The 15,793-nt window shown below is 66.8% G+C and carries 15 protein-coding genes; 9 read left to right on the top strand and 6 right to left on the bottom strand.

Annotation, left to right across the window (positions count from 1 at the left end; genetic code table 11):
• The first annotated feature begins 1 nt into the window (after position 1).
• The gene (locus tag AU196_RS20845; protein WP_059096980.1) at positions 2 to 1,066 is read left to right on the top strand and encodes a phosphotransferase family protein; all 1,065 of its coding nucleotides are present in this window, start codon (positions 2 to 4) and stop codon (positions 1,064 to 1,066) included.
• A gap of 5 nt (positions 1,067 to 1,071) precedes the next feature.
• Here AU196_RS20845 and AU196_RS20840 read toward each other — a convergent pair whose 3' ends face one another.
• Positions 1,072 to 1,821, bottom strand: a complete 750-nt coding sequence (locus AU196_RS20840) for a sulfite exporter TauE/SafE family protein (RefSeq protein WP_059096979.1) — start codon at positions 1,819 to 1,821, stop codon at positions 1,072 to 1,074.
• Positions 1,822 to 2,031: 210 nt separating this feature from the next.
• On the opposite strand from AU196_RS20840, the gene AU196_RS20835 reads away from it, so the two are divergent.
• On the top strand, positions 2,032 to 2,520 hold the full coding sequence (locus tag AU196_RS20835) for a 2-isopropylmalate synthase (protein ID WP_059096978.1): 489 nt from the start codon (positions 2,032 to 2,034) through the stop codon (positions 2,518 to 2,520).
• 18 nt (positions 2,521 to 2,538) lie between these two features.
• On the opposite strand, the gene AU196_RS20830 is transcribed toward AU196_RS20835, so the two are convergent.
• Positions 2,539 to 4,032 (bottom strand): cytochrome P450, encoded by a 1,494-nt coding sequence (locus tag AU196_RS20830; protein WP_059096977.1) that lies wholly within the window; start codon positions 4,030 to 4,032, stop codon positions 2,539 to 2,541.
• A 119-nt stretch (positions 4,033 to 4,151) separates the two neighbouring features.
• On the opposite strand from AU196_RS20830, the gene AU196_RS20825 reads away from it, so the two are divergent.
• Together AU196_RS20825 and AU196_RS20820 are read left to right on the top strand one after the other, a co-directional pair.
• Positions 4,152 to 4,787 (top strand): TetR/AcrR family transcriptional regulator, encoded by a 636-nt coding sequence (locus AU196_RS20825; protein WP_059096976.1) that lies wholly within the window; start codon positions 4,152 to 4,154, stop codon positions 4,785 to 4,787.
• A 31-nt stretch (positions 4,788 to 4,818) separates the two neighbouring features.
• Positions 4,819 to 5,673, top strand: coding sequence for an SDR family oxidoreductase (locus AU196_RS20820; protein ID WP_059096975.1), 855 nt, complete (start codon positions 4,819 to 4,821; stop codon positions 5,671 to 5,673).
• Between the two features lie 3 nt (positions 5,674 to 5,676).
• On the opposite strand, the gene AU196_RS20815 is transcribed toward AU196_RS20820, so the two are convergent.
• From AU196_RS20815 to AU196_RS20805, 3 genes are read right to left on the bottom strand one after another with little or no spacing between them, the layout of a single operon-like run.
• On the bottom strand, positions 5,677 to 6,849 hold the full coding sequence (locus AU196_RS20815) for an AAA family ATPase (RefSeq protein WP_059097155.1): 1,173 nt from the start codon (positions 6,847 to 6,849) through the stop codon (positions 5,677 to 5,679).
• 10 nt (positions 6,850 to 6,859) lie between these two features.
• Positions 6,860 to 7,912 carry a DNA polymerase IV gene (locus tag AU196_RS20810; protein WP_059096974.1) on the bottom strand — a complete coding sequence of 351 codons (1,053 nt, stop codon included), beginning with the start codon at positions 7,910 to 7,912 and terminating at the stop codon, positions 6,860 to 6,862.
• Between the two features lie 3 nt (positions 7,913 to 7,915).
• Entirely contained in the window at positions 7,916 to 8,518 is a 603-nt protein-coding gene (locus AU196_RS20805; protein WP_082695816.1) for a TetR/AcrR family transcriptional regulator, read from the bottom strand.
• Between the two features lie 85 nt (positions 8,519 to 8,603).
• On the opposite strand from AU196_RS20805, the gene AU196_RS20800 reads away from it, so the two are divergent.
• The gene (locus AU196_RS20800; RefSeq protein ID WP_059096972.1) at positions 8,604 to 9,146 is read left to right on the top strand and encodes an NAD(P)H-dependent oxidoreductase; all 543 of its coding nucleotides are present in this window, start codon (positions 8,604 to 8,606) and stop codon (positions 9,144 to 9,146) included.
• 4 nt (positions 9,147 to 9,150) lie between these two features.
• Here AU196_RS20800 and AU196_RS20795 read toward each other — a convergent pair whose 3' ends face one another.
• Positions 9,151 to 10,320: an alkane 1-monooxygenase gene (locus AU196_RS20795; protein WP_082695815.1), complete on the bottom strand. Its 1,170-nt coding sequence runs from the start codon at positions 10,318 to 10,320 to the stop codon at positions 9,151 to 9,153.
• 437 nt (positions 10,321 to 10,757) lie between these two features.
• On the opposite strand from AU196_RS20795, the gene AU196_RS20790 reads away from it, so the two are divergent.
• The 4 genes from AU196_RS20790 to nrdE all read left to right on the top strand — a co-directional run bounded on the left by AU196_RS20790 (position 10,758) and on the right by nrdE (position 15,754).
• Positions 10,758 to 12,365, top strand: a complete 1,608-nt coding sequence (locus tag AU196_RS20790) for a GMC oxidoreductase (RefSeq protein WP_059096970.1) — start codon at positions 10,758 to 10,760, stop codon at positions 12,363 to 12,365.
• A 524-nt stretch (positions 12,366 to 12,889) separates the two neighbouring features.
• Positions 12,890 to 13,132 (top strand): redoxin NrdH, encoded by a 243-nt coding sequence (locus AU196_RS20785; protein WP_059096969.1) that lies wholly within the window; start codon positions 12,890 to 12,892, stop codon positions 13,130 to 13,132.
• A gap of 40 nt (positions 13,133 to 13,172) precedes the next feature.
• On the top strand, positions 13,173 to 13,619 hold the full coding sequence (gene nrdI, locus AU196_RS20780) for a class Ib ribonucleoside-diphosphate reductase assembly flavoprotein NrdI (RefSeq protein ID WP_059096968.1): 447 nt from the start codon (positions 13,173 to 13,175) through the stop codon (positions 13,617 to 13,619).
• On the top strand, positions 13,586 to 15,754 hold the full coding sequence (nrdE, locus tag AU196_RS20775; RefSeq protein ID WP_082695814.1) for a class 1b ribonucleoside-diphosphate reductase subunit alpha: 2,169 nt from the start codon (positions 13,586 to 13,588) through the stop codon (positions 15,752 to 15,754). The genes nrdI and nrdE overlap by 34 nt, the downstream gene beginning before the upstream one ends.
• Positions 15,755 to 15,793 lie beyond the last annotated feature (39 nt).

Raw genomic sequence — 15,793 nt, 5'->3', positions numbered from 1 at the left:
CATGCCCGACGCCGCGAAGCAACTACCCACCCTGACCGACGCCGACGTGACCGCCCTGACGCAGTGGGCCCGCAGGGAGGGCCTCGGCTCGACGGTCACCGACGTGACACCGCTGGCCGGTGGCAGCCAGAACGTCGTGGTCCGGTTGCGCCTCGACGGGCGGTCGATGGTGCTGCGCCGTCCACCGGTCCATCCGCGCCCGACGAGCGACAAGACGATGCAGCGCGAGATCGCCGTGCTGCGCACGCTGGCCGGAAGCCCGGTCCCGCACCCGGGTTTCATCGCCGGATGCGAGGACCTCGACGTCCTCGGCGTCGTGTTCTACCTCATGGAGGAGGTCGACGGGTTCAATCCGGGCAACGAGGTGGCCGAGGCCTACCGGCACGACCCCGACATGCGCCACCGGGTGGGGTTGTCCTACGCCGCCAGCCTGGCCCGGCTGGGCAACGTGCCCTGGGAGGGCAGCGAACTGGCCGCCATCAAACGGCCCGGTTCCTTTCTGGCGCGCCAGGTCCCGCAGTTCCTGCGCCTGCTCGAGAGCTATCGCCACGAGCGGTACTCCCCGGATGCCCTGCCCGCCGTGGGGGACCTGGCCGAGTGGCTGGAGACGAACCGGCCCGCCGACGGTCCACCGGGCATCATGCACGGCGACGCCCACCTCAACAACGTGTTGCTGCGCCGGGAGACGCCCGAGCTGGCGGCGTTCATCGACTGGGAGATGTGCACCGTCGGTGACCCGCTGCTCGACCTCGGCTGGATGCTGATCTGCTGGCCGCACGAACCGAATCCGATCAACGCCGGATCGGAACTCGCCGCCCTCGGCGGGCTGGCGAGCCGCAGTGACCTGTTGGACGCCTACCTCTCGGCGGGCGGCAGGCGGACCGACGCGCTGCCCTGGTATCTGGCGATGGCGTGCTTCAAACTCGCCGTCGTCATCGAGGGGACGTGGTCGAGGTTCCTGGCCGGCCGGGCGACGCGGGAGGCCGGGGAGCGGTTGCACACTTCGGCGACGAACCTGATCGATCTCGGGATGCGCGTCGCCAAGGGCGACGACCCGTTCATGTGAGCCGGTCAGTAGGCGTCGACGCCGAGCTTGACCGCCAGCGCGACGCCCGCCAGTCCGATCAGGAGCCGCATGGGGCCGGCCGGAGCGTGGCGCACCACGACCGGGCCCAGCCGAGAGCCCAGCAGACAGCCCGCGCCCAGCGGGAGGACCGCCACCCAGTGCACCGGCGCGAACACCGCGAAGACCACCGCCGCGGTCGTGTTGGCGACTCCGAGCACGACGTTCTTCCCCGCGTTCGCGTGGGCGAGCGTATCGCTGCCCGTAGTGAGCAGCAGCGCCAGCAGCAGCACTCCGGCCGCCGCACCGAAGTAGCCGCCATAGACGCAGATGGCGAAGATCGCGGCGGACTCGCCGAGCCCGGCGTGCGGGCGGCGCTCGGGATGTGCCGGAGTGGAGCGGCGGGGGAGCAGGATCACGATCGCCGAACCGCCCAGCAGGATCGGCACCACCTTCTCGAATCCCTCGGCCGGGGTGGACAGGAGCAGCGCCGCGCCCGCCACACCGCCGAGGGCCGCGGCGGGCACGATGCGCATGAGCCACCCGCTCTGCCCCCGCAACTCTGGCTGTGAACCCAGTACCGAACCGATGCCGTTGAACACCAGCGACACCGTGTTCGTCACGTTGGCCGCCACCGGTGGCAGACCGGCGAGCAACAGGGCGGGATAGGTGGCCACCGACGCCAACCCGGCGATGCTGCCGGTGAGGCCGCCCAGGATGCCTGCGGCCAGCAACAGAGCGAATTCGGGCCAACCCATTGCGCAGACCTTAGTGCCGGGCGCCGTCGGCCTCTCGCGGCGGAAGTGCGGCGAGAAAGTGTTTGCACCGCGACCGCGCGGAGGTCTAGCATCGCCCACGTGCCAAGGCGACTCGTAGTAGCAACCCGCAGCGGGGTCTGATCCGGACCGACCCCTCGCTGTGGGTCGTTGCTACACCGTCGGTCACCTCCATCACGAGAAGACCGGCACATGACCAGCACATCGCCATCACCCGCCCTGACGCCCACATTCGCGTCCGTCGTTGCTGCTCCGCTGCCACGTGGACTGCGTGAGGAGGCCGACGAGATGACCTGGGAAGCGTTCCTCGACGAATACGCCCCGACGACCGGTCCGCTGCGGCTCGGTCAGTGGACCTGTACCGACACCGAACGCCCGGCGGGCCGGCTGGGCCCGCAGGCCCGCAACTACCAGGCGACGCTGGCGCTCGGCGACCGGATCAGCACCGCGACGGCCGCGGCGTGCGGTCCGATCGCGGCGCTGACCGCGATGCTGCACGACGAGGGCATCGCCGTCGAGACCGTGGACTTCCACCAGGTCCCCGCCGGGTCACACACCGCGACCTTCATCCGCGGCTCCGACGGTACGCGCACCGAATGGGCGCTGGGATGGTCGCAGGACGCCACTCAGTCCGCGTTGCGCGCTGTCATCGCCTGTGCCAACCGGCTGCTCGCCGCCTGACCCCCGCTCGGGGACCCGTCAGCGCAGGGGGCGCAGCACGATCGGCATACCGTCCATCGGCACCGGCATGCCCGCGTAGTCCAGCTTCGAGACGTAGCCGGGGCGCGGCGGCTCCAGCCGGTAGCGGCGCAGCAACCGGTGCATCACCGTCTTGATCTCCAGCTGACCGAACACCATGCCGATGCACTTGTGCGCCCCGCCGCCGAACGGCGCGAACGCGTACCGGTGCTGTTTGTGCTCGTTGCGTGGCTCGGCGAAGCGGGCCGGATCGAACTTCTCGGGGTCGGTCCACAGTTCGGGAAGGTGATGGTTCACCGAGGGCCAGAGCACCACATCGGTGCCGGCCGGAATGAAGTGGCCCAGCAGTTCGGTGTCGCGGACGGCCTGGCGCACGTTGAACGGCAGCGGCGTCACCAGCCGCAGCGACTCGTTGATCACCAGGTCGAGGGTCTCGAGCTTCTCCAGGGCCTCGATGTCGAGGGGACCGTCACCGAGGCGGTCGGACTCCTCGCGGCAGCGTTCCTGCCACTCCGGGTTGCGCGACAGGTGGTAGGCCATCGTCGTGAGCGTCGAGGTCGAGGTGTCGTGCGCCGCCATCATCAGGAAGATCATGTGGTTGACGATGTCCTGATCGGAGAACGTGTTGCCGTCCTCGTCGGCGGTGTGGCACAGGACCGTCAGCATGTCGGTGCCGTCGGAGCCGCGCTTCTCCTTGACCCGCTGCTCGAAGTAGGTGTCGAGCACCTTGCGGGCCTGCAGACCCCGCCACCACTTGAACGGCGGCAGTCCCGTGCGGATGATCGCCCCGCCGGCGCGGGTCGTCATCGTGAACGCGTCGTTGACCTTGGTGACCAGTTCCTTGTCGGTGCCCGGTTCGTGGCCCATGAACACCACCGACGCGATGTCGAGGGTCAGTTCCTTGACCGCCGGATAGAACAGGAAGCGCGGATCGTTCTCGACCCAGTCGTTCGCAATGACCTGCGAGGCGACCCGGTCGATGTGCTCGACGTACCCGGTCAGCCGGGTGCGGGTGAACGCCTCCTGCATGATGCGGCGGTGGTACATGTGCTCGTCGAAATCGAGCAGCATCAGGCCGCGATTGAAGAACGGCCCGATGACCGGATGCCAGCCCTTCTGTGAGTAGTCCTTGTTCTTGTTGGAGAACACCGCCTGGGTGGCGTCGGGGCCGAGCGCGACCACCGCCGGCAGCGCGGGGGAGTAGGCGTAGTGCAGCGGGCCGTAGGTCTTGTACACCTGCAGCAGGTAGTCGGGGCCGCCGCGGAAGGTCTCGATCATGTGGCCGAGCACCGGCAGCCCGGAATCGCCCATCACCGGCTTGAGTCCGCTGCCTGCAGGCGGTTCGGCCAGCACGAACTGCTTCCACTCCTGGTTCTGCAGTTTGTCGCGCAGGCGCTTCTCGACGATGCCCATGCCGGGGATGGTGTTCAGCGTCGGGGTGAACCGGCGCCTGGCCTGGTCGAGCAGGTACTCCGGGGTGCTGATGGTCGCCATCTGAACGCTCCTGGTCATCACAACGCTGTGGTGGACGTCACCGCCTCCACATCCTGACGGGCCGTCTTGACGCATGTCAAGTTTTGTTCTGGCGGGCCGCGGTGCCAAGGTTGAATGCCATGACCGCCGAATCCGCCACGCCCGAGATCCGCCGCAGCCGCGGCGACCGGCAACGCGACGCGATCGTGGCCGCGGTCCGGGCGCTGCTCGAGGAGCAGCCGTTCGCCGAGCTGTCCGTCAGCACCATCAGCGAACGGGCCGGTGTGGCGCGGTCGGGGTTCTATTTCTACTTCGACTCGAAATACGCCGTTCTCGCGGTGATCGTCGCCGAGGCGATGGCCGAACTCGACAAGCTCACCCACGACTTCGCACCCCGCGAGGCCGAAGAGTCGCCTGCCACGTTCGCGCGCCGGATGGTCGGTTACGCGGCCGCGGTGTTCGCCAGCAACAACCCGATCATGAGGGCCACCACGCTGGCGCGGAACACCGACGCGCAGATCCGCGAGATCATGAACGACTTCGAGGACACCGTCATCGACAAGGTCGTCGGGCTGGTGCGCCAGGACGACGGCGCCCGGCCGATCTCCGAGGACCTGCCCGCGCTGGTCCGGACGTTGATCGCGACGACGGCGCTGACCCTCTCCCACGACAGCGGCTTCATCGGTCGCGACGCGGACCCGGCGCGTGCGGTGGAGGTCGTCGAACGCCTGTGGCTGTACGGCTTGTGGGGCGGATCCGACCTGCGCGACGGCTGAGCGGCCGGGCCCGGCGGGTAGGGTCACCGCCATGACGCAGGGCAGCGGATTCACCGGTAAGCGTTGTCTCGTCACCGGTGCGGCCAGCGGCATCGGTCGCGCGACCGCCCTGCGGTTGGCCCGCGACGGCGCCGAACTCTTCCTCACCGACCGTGACGCCGACGGGCTGGAAACCACCGTGGCCGATGCGCGGGCGCTCGGAGGCGAGGTCGCGATGCACCGGGCGCTCGACATCTCCGACCACGACGCCGTCGTGCGGTTCGCCGCCGACATCCACCGCAGCCACCCCGCGATGGACGTCGTGATGAACATCGCCGGCATCTCGGCATGGGGCACCGTCGACCGTCTCACCCATCAGCACTGGAAGTCGATGATCGACGTCAACCTGATGGGGCCGATCCACGTCATCGAGACCTTCGTCCCGCCGATGATCGAGGCGCGCAGGGGCGGTCACCTGGTCAACGTCTCCTCGGCGGCCGGCCTCGTCGCGCTGCCCTGGCACGCCGCCTACAGTGCGAGCAAGTACGGCCTGCGCGGACTGTCCGAAGTGCTGCGCTTCGACCTCGCGCGCCATCGGATCGGGGTGTCGGTGGTGGTGCCCGGCGCGGTGAAAACCCCACTGGTGCAGACGGTTCAGATCGCCGGCGTGGACCGCGAGGATCCGAACGTGAAGAAGTGGACGGACCGGTTCGCCGGCCACGCCGTGTCCCCCGAGAAGGTCGCCGAGCGCATCCTGACCGGGGTGCGCCGCAACCGGTACCTGATCTACACGTCACCCGACATTCGGGCGCTGTACCTGTTCAAGCGCACGATGTGGTGGCCCTACAGCGTGGCCATGCGGCAGGTCAACGTGTTGTTCTCCCGCGCCCTGCGACCCAGCCGGTAGGTTTCAGCGCTTACCCCAGTCCCACGGCGGGGTGCTCAACAGTCCCTGGCCGTCGACCCGGGTCTCGCCGAATTCCTTGTACAGTTCGAGCCGGACGGCGTCGCCGTCCTGGTCCAGGGGTACGGCGCCCAGCAGGTCGATCATCGCGGGGGAGTGTGTGACGACGACGACCTGTGTCCGCGCGGCGGCCGCGGTCACCAGCGCGGCCAACGGGCCGACGAGGTCCGGGTGCAGCGAGGTCTCCGGTTCGTTGAGCACCATCAGCGTCGGCGGGTCCGGGCTGAGCAGCGCCGCCGCCCACAGCAGGAAACGCAGTGTGCCGTCGGACAATTCGGCGCATCGGAGGGGACGCAGCATGCCGCGCTGGCGCAACCGCAGGTCGAAGAGCCCGTCGTGGACGGCGATGTCGACTGTCGCACCGTCGAACGCGTCGGCGACCGCGCGGGCGAGGTCGTCGAAACCCGTCTCGATGATGGTCTGCACGGCGGCCGCCAGATCGCTGCCGTCCGCCGACAACACCGGTGTCCGGGTGCCCACCTGTGGACGGCGCGCGGGCGCCGCCGCGTCCACCCGGAACCCGTCGTAGAACCGCCAGTTGCGCAACCGGTCGTACACGGCCGTCAGTTCGGGGAGGGCACCGGTGTATTCGGCCAGCACGCTGCGGTACGACGGCAGCGACCGCGTCAGTTCGTCGAAGCCGCGTCCCGATTCGGCGCCGGCCTCGGCATACTGTCCGCCGCGCCGCACCAGTGTGGACGCGTTGCGCAGTACCGGACCGGCGAACACCGCTTCGCGTTTGATCTCCGGGTCGCGCGCGAACAGGGATCCCGGGCCGGCGTGCTGGGGCAGCCCGAGGTCGACGAGGTAGCCGACATCGTCTGCGGCATAACCGAGTTCGAGCGAAACGGGGCGGGTCCGCACGGTGCCTTCCGTGGTCCCGGTGCGCCGGGCGCCCGCGACCTGTTCGGGGCCGGCCCACAGCACCGACTCCAGCCCGCCCTCGCGCGCCAGCGATCCGATCACCTCACCGCGACCGCAGTCGGCCAGCAGGCCCAGTGCGCGGTACAGCGACGATTTGCCGCTCCCGTTGGCTCCGGTCACCACGGTCAGTCGGCGCAGCGGCAGCACCACGTCGCGCAGTGAGCGGTAGCCGCGGATCGCCACAGTCTGGAGCATGGGCTCCACGCTAGGGGTGGGCTCCGACGACCGGCATCGCCAGTTCGAGGCGGACGCCCAACAGTCGGATCGGCCGGTCGAGGTCGAACTGGGCGAGCACGTCGAGCGCGGTGGCGGTGACGACGTCGGAATCGGTGCCCGCGACGGGCAGCTTACGGATCTTCGTGCGGGTGTAGAAGCTGCTGGTGCGTACGGTCACCGCCACGCGGGTGACTACGCGGCCCGCCTCGACGACCTCGGTCAGCGTCCGCTCGGCCAGGCGCGTCACCTCGGCGTCCATCTCGGCGCGGTCGGTGAGATCTCGTGGGAACGTGATCACATGGCTGCGTGAGCGCGGCACCCATGGCTGCGCACTCACCTCGTCGTCGCCGCCGCCCTTGGCCAGCAACAGGATCCACAACCCGGTCGTCGGTCCGAACGCCGAAGTGAGCGCCGCGGCGTCGGTGGCGGCGAGGTCGGCCACGGTGGCGATGCCCATGGCGGCGAGCTTCTTTGCCGTCTTCGGCCCGACCCCCCACAGCGCGTCGACCGGGCGGTCGCCCATCACGGACATCCAGTTGGCGTCGGTGAGCATGAAGACCCCGGCCGGTTTCCCGAACCCGGTGGCGACCTTCGCACGCTGTTTGTTGTCGCTGATGCCGACCGAGCACGACAGGCCGGTGCCTGCGACCACCTCGCGGATGCGCTCGGCGACAGCAACGGGATCGGCCGTGTCGTCCAGGTCGGCACCGATGTAGGCCTCGTCCCAGCCCCACAACTCGACCGGGTGGCCCAGATCCCGCAACAGCCCCATCACCTGTTCGGACGCCTCGTCGTAGGCCGCGGTGTCCGACGGGAGGAACGTCGCGTCGGGACATCGCCGCGCCGCCGCGCGCAGCGGCATCCCGGCGTGGACGCCGAACTCGCGCGCCCGGTACGACGCGCAGGTGACCACCTTGCGCGGTTCGGTCGGGTCACCGCTGCCGCCGACGATGACGGGCAGCCCCTCCAGTTCGGGGTGCCTGCGCAACTCGACCGAGGCGAGGAACTGGTCGAGGTCGACGTGCAGGATCCAGCGCCGCACGCCTCACCGCCCGCACAGCTTGACGGCGACGTCCTCCCACGCGTCGGCGACCTCGTCGAGCGTGGCGCCGTCGGCGAGGCGGTGCTCGATGTAGTCGGCCTCCAGAAGGCCGGCGAGTGCGGAGGTCTGCGCGTCGAGGTCGCCGGTGGTGCCCGCCGACTGCAGCAGCATCCGCACGTGGGCGTGGTGCAACCGGAACGGTCCGTTGAACCGGGTCTGGGGATCACGGCCGGCATCGGAGAGCAGGGCGTGGTGGTCGTGGACGAATGTGTGCCGGGCGCGGCCGTACGCCAGTAACCGGTCCAGCGGCGGAGCGCCCGGCCCGAGCGGCGGCGGCCCGAACAGGAAGGCCTGCTGCAGCGCTTTCTCGTCCTCGTCCAGCAGGACCATCATCAGACCCGCCCGGCTGCCGAAGCGGCGGAACAGCGTGCCCTTGCCGACGCCCGCGGCCGCGGCGATGTCATCGGTGCTGACCGCGCCGGCGCCCCGTTCGGCGATCAGCCGGCGTGCCGCCTCGAGCAACAGCAGGCGGTTGCGCGCGGCGTCCCCACGCTCCTGTGGCGCGTCGGTCAGCGGGAGCGGGGCCATGCGGTCGGGGGCGCTCACGCTGTCGACTCTAGCCCGCCGGAATGAATCGGACCGTAGTCCGGTTGGCCTGAGGGAAGGTCAGCGATACGCGAAAGGAACTGTCATGTCGGATGTGAATGTCCTGGTCCTCGTCGGCAGCCTGCGGAAGGCGTCGATCAACCGTCAGCTCGCCGAGGTGGCGGTCGACTCCGCTCCGGACGGCGTCACCCTGCATGTCTTCGACGGGCTCGCCGAGGTGCCCTTCTACAACGAGGACCTCGACGCCGACCCGGTGCCCGAGCCGGTGCGGGCGCTGCGCGCCGCGGCCGCCGGCGCCGACGCGGCGCTGGTGATCACGCCCGAGTACAACGGGAGCATCCCGGCAGTGCTCAAGAACGCGATCGACTGGTTGTCGCGGCCCTGGGGCGACGGCGCGCTCAAGGACAAGCCGCTGGCGGTGGTGGGCGCCGCGCTCGGCCGCTACGGCGGGAAGTGGGCGCACGACGAGACGCGCAAATCCTTCGGCATCTCGGGTGTGCGGGTGATCGAGGATCTCGGGCTGTCGGTACCGGCGTCGTCGCTCGACGGCGCGCACCCCCGCGAGAACGCCGATGTCGTCGCGGCGCTGGGCGACATCGTGGGGAAACTGGTCGCCGCCGTCGGCTGACGCGTCAGGTGGCACGCTGCCCTGCATAACGACCGATGTGGCGAGGGCATACCGCCGCCATCGAGACGTCACCGGAGTAGTGCTCGAGGACCCGTCGGTCCATCACGCGCCGCCACCACGGCGGCACCGCAGCGATCAGCAGCATCGTCGCGTAACCGAATGGCAGTTGCGGTGCGCTGTCAGAGTGGCGCAACGTCTGATAGCGACGTTGGGGGTGCGCATGGTGATCCGAGTGCCGCTGAAGGTGGAAGAGGAAGACGTTGGCGATCACCGTGTTGCTGTTCCAGCTGTGTGAGTGCTGCACACGCTCATAGCGCCCGTCGGCGAGTTTCCGACGCCGCAGACCGTAGTGCTCGAGGTAGTTGACGGCTTCGAGGAGACACACTGCGACAACCGCCTGGCCGATGAGCCAGGGCAGCACGACAAGACCGAACCACACCACCATCACGGCGAAGAAGATGGCGCTGAGGAGCCACGCGCTCAATACGTCGTTGCGAAGACTCCACGGACTCCTGCTGATTCTCGCCAGGCGTGTGCATTCGATGCGCCAAGCGGATATCAGACCCCCCGTCACCGAGCGGGGGATGAAGCGATAGAGACTCTCGCCCAGACGTGAGCTGGCTGGGTCCTCTGGTGTGGCCACCCGTGCGTGGTGGCCACGGTTGTGTTCGACGTAGAAGTGCCCGTAGCAGGATTGCGCCAACGCCCACCTGCTCAGCCGCTTCTCGACAGTTTCCCGCCTGTGCCCGAGTTCATGGGCGGTGCTGATGGCAATGCCACCCACAATGCCCAGGGTGAGCATCAGCCCCCATCGGTCGACGAATGTCATCGTGACCCAACCGCCGCCGCTCCACAGCCAGCATGCGAGGACTACCGAGACGTACTGGTTCGGTACGTACAGGTAGGTGATCCATCGGTAGAACTTGTCTTCTTGCAGTCGATGCAGGGCGCTGTCGGGCGGGTTGTCCGCGTCCATGCCGACTACTCGATCGACGAGGGGAACGACTCCGAAGGGGAACAACGGCCCCCACCACCAGAACGCTTCGATTCCAGTCAGCAGAACGAGCAGCCAGGATTCCGCGACCAATGCGGGCACAACCGTCCCGAGTAGCCACAAGTGGCGCTTGGGGTCGCGCCAGGAGAGGCCGCAAACCGTCAGTCGTGCGTCCGGCATACCTCTCGATTGACGTCGTCTGTCGCCGAGTCTCATTTCCCCCCCTTGCGACGAGCTCGCGTAGCGGAATCGTAGGAAATTCAACCGCTTTCTTCAACACCCGAGCGAATTCATTATCCGATAGAGACCAGCAACGTCCTTTCGGAAAGGATTGAAGTGATCCGAGACCAATCTGGCGCGGTCCACTAAACGAGGATTTCCGGAAAAAGCCCAGATGGACAGACCGGAGGGACGGCATCGGCCACGGTTCGGGGCGCACCGATGCGGGTGCCGAGACTCGAATGACTTTTCCAAACGCAATTAATTCGACTCCGGGTGTCTCGGATTGTGCCGGGCAACCGTTGGCGGTCATTACTATTGACGGGTCGCCGTTGGCGAATGGCTCACGCTGACCGTCGAAGCTGTCGGATTCTCACGTAATTTTCGGAAGGTCTCGAATGGTCTCGTTATCTCGTCGGCAGTTGCTTGGATCAGCCCTCGGAGTTGCTGGAGTGGTCGCTGGCGCATCATTGTGGGACTTGCAACCGCGCCGAGCGCACTGGACCGCGATCGTCGTCGGCAGCGGGTACGGCGGAGGGGTGTCGGCACTGCGACTGGGCGAAGCAGGGGTGCGAACGCTCGTATTGGAGAAGGGCAGGCATTGGAACGTGCCGGACGAGGACGGCAGGCGGTTCTCGAAGATGCTTCCCGCGGACAGTCGAGCCGCATGGTTCTCGGAGGTTCCGCCGAGTCTCGTCTCGTCCTACCAGGGGTTGTCGGTCGAAGATGTCGCCCGCAACAATCCCTCACCACAGCCGGTGCAGGCGGGGATCTGCGAGAAGGTCGTTCACGGTGCCCACAGCGTTTTCCGCGGTGTCGCAGTGGGTGGCGGGTCCATGGTCAACGCAGGCATCGCGGCGGTACCGACGCCGGCGCAGGTGCACAGCACTTTTCCCGACATCGGCAGTTCGGAGTTCCTCGGCACGTATGTCGAGCGTGCTCTCGCGGGATTGCGGATCAACTATCGCGACATGGCGTGGTTCGAACGGACACCATGGTTCCAATATGCGAGAGTGGGCCGCCAGTACGCCGCCAACGCCGGTTACCCGGTCGACTACAACGGCAGCTCCTACTCGTTCGACTACATGAAGGGCGAGGAAGCGGGTGCAGTTCCGAGGTCGGCGTTCGACTTCGAGCAGCAGTTCGGCAACAACCACGGCCGAATGGGAAGTGTCGACCAGACCTACATCGCCGCGGCGCTCGCGACAGGCAACGTGTCACTGCGGCCCCTGACCGAGGTGATCAGTGTGCGCAGAGAGGACCGCGGATACGTGGTCACTGTCCGAGAAATCGACCGTTGGGGCAACGAGTTGGGGCGGGAGGAACTGGGCTGTGATCAGCTCTTCCTCGCTGCCGGGGTGCTCGGGACCAACCACATACTCCTCCGAGCGCGCGACAGTGGGGCGCTGCCCGATCTGAGTGAGGAGATCGGGCGCGGATACGGCAACAACGGGGATGTGATGGTGTCCCACATGCTCAAGGAAAGCGATCCGGCGGGGACGCAGCAATCGCTCATGGGCATGATCAACCTCGACGGCCGGGCCGACCCGGACAACCCGGTGTACGCGAGCATCTTCTCGATCCCACTGCCCGTCGAGACTCATGCACTCGGCTATTACGCGATGGTCGCGACCGGTGACCGGGCCGACATCGGGTACGACAAGGGAGCCGACTCGATCAGTATCGACTGGCCGGAGGCGCATACCGAACACTTGCAGGCGCGAGCCGCTGCGGTGTTCGACAGAATCACAGGTCGCAACGAGGTCGACTATCGCGATGACATCTTCTCGGGACAGGTGTTCGCGCCGAATACGGTTCATCCGCTGGGTGGGGTGATACGCGGAGCGGCAACAGACAATTTCGGGCGAGTCAAGGGCTACCCGAATCTGTTCGTGAACGATGCCTCGCTGATCCCCGGCCACCTCGGTTGCAATCCGTTCGTCTCGATCACGGCGCTCGCCGAACGCAACGTCGAAGCGATATTGCAGGACCGCCGGGAGGACTGAACGGCGGTCCGGCGGTCGTCACCGTCGCCCCGATCTCCCGGCCTGAGCGGTCGCGAGGAAACCGAAGGGCTCCACAGCAGCCGGCTTTCTCGACACCCTGGGTGCGTTTGCTGGCGCAGGCGGGTGCCATCGGCCCCGGGATGACTGTCGGTGCCCGGTGGTAGACCTACTCATATATAGCGACAGACGTCGCGTTCGGCGTGGCGACACGCCGGGCGGGCGGGTCTGCCGGAGCTTACGACCTGGGAATTCCATGAATGTTGTTCAGAACATCTTGTATCTGTCCGCGATGTCGGCCACTAGGTGTAGTGTCTTGCCTACCGACAGGCCACCAGGGTTCGGGGGCCGGCCGGAGCGCAGGATCCAGTGCAGTCGGCCATCCGGTCCGCCGGGGACGCAGGCAGCCGACCAGGAATTTCCGGAGCCTGCGGACCGCTGAACACCGTAGCGGCACGAAATACCGATGCAGTTGCCAGCCCGATTCGATCTCACCATCGCCGTTCGCGTAAGGAGCAGTACCGCAGATGACCGTCACCGTGTACACCAAGCCCGCATGCGTGCAGTGCAACGCCACCTACAAGGCGCTGGACAAGCAGGGCATCGCCTACGAGGTCGTGGACATCTCGCTCGACAGCGAGGCGCGCGACTACGTCATGGCGCTGGGTTACCTGCAGGCTCCCGTGGTGGTGGCCGGCAACAACCACTGGTCGGGCTTCCGTCCCGACCGGATCAAGGCGCTCTCCGGAGCGGTGACGGCGACCGCCTGACGGGTACGCGGGTTCTGCGGATCCGGCGGGAAGGACTGTGATGGGCAACCTGGTGTATTTCTCCAGCGTCTCGGAGAACACCCACCGCTTCATCGAGAAGCTGGGGTTGCCCGCGACCAGGATCCCCCTGCACGGCCGCATCGAGGTCGACGAACCGTACGTGCTGGTGCTGCCCACCTACGGCGGCGGCCACGCGAACGGACCCGATCCCGACGCCGGGGGTTACGTCCCCAAACAGGTCATCGCATTCCTCAACAACGAACACAACCGGTCGTTGATCCGCGGCGTCATCGCCGCGGGCAACACCAACTTCGGCGCCGAGTTCGGCTACGCGGGAGACGTGGTGTCCCGCAAGTGCGGCGTGCCGTACCTGTATCGCTTCGAACTGATGGGGACGACCGACGACGTCCTCGCCGTGCAAGCCGGTCTCGAGAATTTCTGGAAGGAACAGACGTGCCACCAACCGTCACAGCTGCAGAGCCTGTAACCACCGGCGCGCACGCGCTCCCCGGGGAGACCGACTACCACGCGTTGAACGCGATGCTGAACCTGTACGACAAGGACGGCAGGATTCAGTTCGACAAGGACGTGCTCGCGGCGCGGGAGTACTTCCTGCAGCACGTCAACCAGAACACGGTGTTCTTCCACAGCCAGGACGAAAAGCTCGACTACCTGATCGAGAAGGAATACTACGAGCGCGAGGTGCTCGACCAGTACTCCCGCAACTTCGTCAAGACGCTGCTGGATCGCGCCTACGCCAAGAAGTTCCGCTTCCCGACCTTCCTCGGGGCGTTCAAGTACTACACCTCCTACACGCTCAAGACGTTCGACGGGAAGCGCTATCTCGAGCGCTTCGAGGACCGCGTCGTGATGGTGGCGCTGACACTCGCCGCGGGTGACACCACGCTGGCCGAGAAGCTCGTCGACGAGATCATCGACGGCCGGTTCCAGCCGGCCACGCCGACGTTCCTCAACTCGGGCAAGAAGCAGCGCGGTGAGCCGGTCAGCTGCTTCCTGCTGCGCATCGAGGACAACATGGAGTCGATCGGCCGCTCCATCAACTCGGCGTTGCAGCTGTCCAAGCGCGGTGGCGGAGTTGCGCTGCTGCTGAGCAACATCCGCGAACACGGCGCCCCCATCAAGAACATCGAGAACCAGTCCTCGGGTGTCATCCCGATCATGAAGCTGCTCGAGGATTCGTTCTCCTACGCCAACCAGCTGGGCGCGCGGCAGGGTGCCGGCGCGGTGTACCTGCACGCCCATCACCCGGACATCTACCGGTTCCTCGACACCAAGCGCGAGAACGCCGATGAGAAGATCCGCATCAAGACGCTGTCGCTGGGTGTGGTGATCCCGGACATCACGTTCGAGCTGGCGAAGAAGAACGAGGACATGTACTTGTTCTCGCCGTACGACGTCGAGCGCGTATACGGCCTGCCGTTCGCCGACATCTCGGTGACCGAGAAGTACTACGAGATGGTCGACGACAGCCGGATCCGCAAGACGAAGATCAAGGCGCGCGAGTTCTTCCAGACCCTCGCGGAGCTGCAGTTCGAGTCGGGCTACCCGTACATCATGTACGAGGACACGGTGAACCGGTCGAACCCGATCGACGGCAAGATCACGCACTCGAACCTGTGCTCGGAGATCCTCCAGGTCTCGACGCCGTCGGAGTTCAACGACGACCTGTCCTACGCCAAGGTCGGCAAGGACATCTCGTGCAACCTCGGCTCGCTGAACATTGCGAAGGCGATGGACTCGCCGGACTTCGCGCAGACCATCGAGGTCGCCATCCGCGCGCTGACCGCGGTGAGCGACCAGACGCACATCACGTCCGTGCCGTCGATCGAGCAGGGCAACAACGACTCCCACGCGATCGGCCTCGGGCAGATGAACCTGCACGGGTACCTGGCCCGCGAGCGGATCTTCTACGGATCCGACGAGGGTGTGGACTTCACCAACATCTACTTCTACACGGTGCTCTACCACGCGCTGCGGGCGTCGAATCGCATCGCGATCGAACGCGGTACGCACTTCAAGGGGTTCGAGCGCTCGAAGTACGCCTCGGGTGAGTTCTTCGACAAGTACACCGAGCAGCCGTGGGAGCCCAAGACCGAACGGGTCCGCCGGCTGTTCGCCGACGCGGGTATCCGAATCCCGAACCAGGACGACTGGAAGCGGTTGAAGGAGTCGGTGCAGGCGCACGGCATCTACAACCAGAACCTGCAGGCCGTCCCGCCGACGGGGTCGATCTCCTACATCAACCACTCGACCAGCTCGATCCACCCGGTGGCCAGCAAGATCGAGATCCGCAAGGAAGGCAAGATCGGCCGCGTCTACTATCCAGCGCCGTACCTGACCAACGACAACCTGGAGTATTACCAGGACGCGTACGAGATCGGGTACGAGAAGATCATCGACACCTATGCGGCGGCGACCCAGCACGTCGACCAAGGGCTGAGTCTGACGCTGTTCTTCAAGGACACCGCGACCACGCGCGACGTCAACAAGGCGCAGATCTACGCCTGGCGCAAGGGCATCAAGACCCTGTACTACATCCGGTTGCGCCAGATGGCCCTGGAGGGAACCGAAGTCGAGGGCTGCGTCAGCTGCATGTTGTGACGTGCCGCGAGTGACGGGCTGTGCACCGAGGCGAACCAA

It is taken from the genome of Mycobacterium sp. IS-1742 (assembly GCF_001500125.1).
Taxonomy (GTDB): domain Bacteria; phylum Actinomycetota; class Actinomycetes; order Mycobacteriales; family Mycobacteriaceae; genus Mycobacterium.
This window is presented reverse-complemented; position numbering and strand designations above follow the sequence as displayed.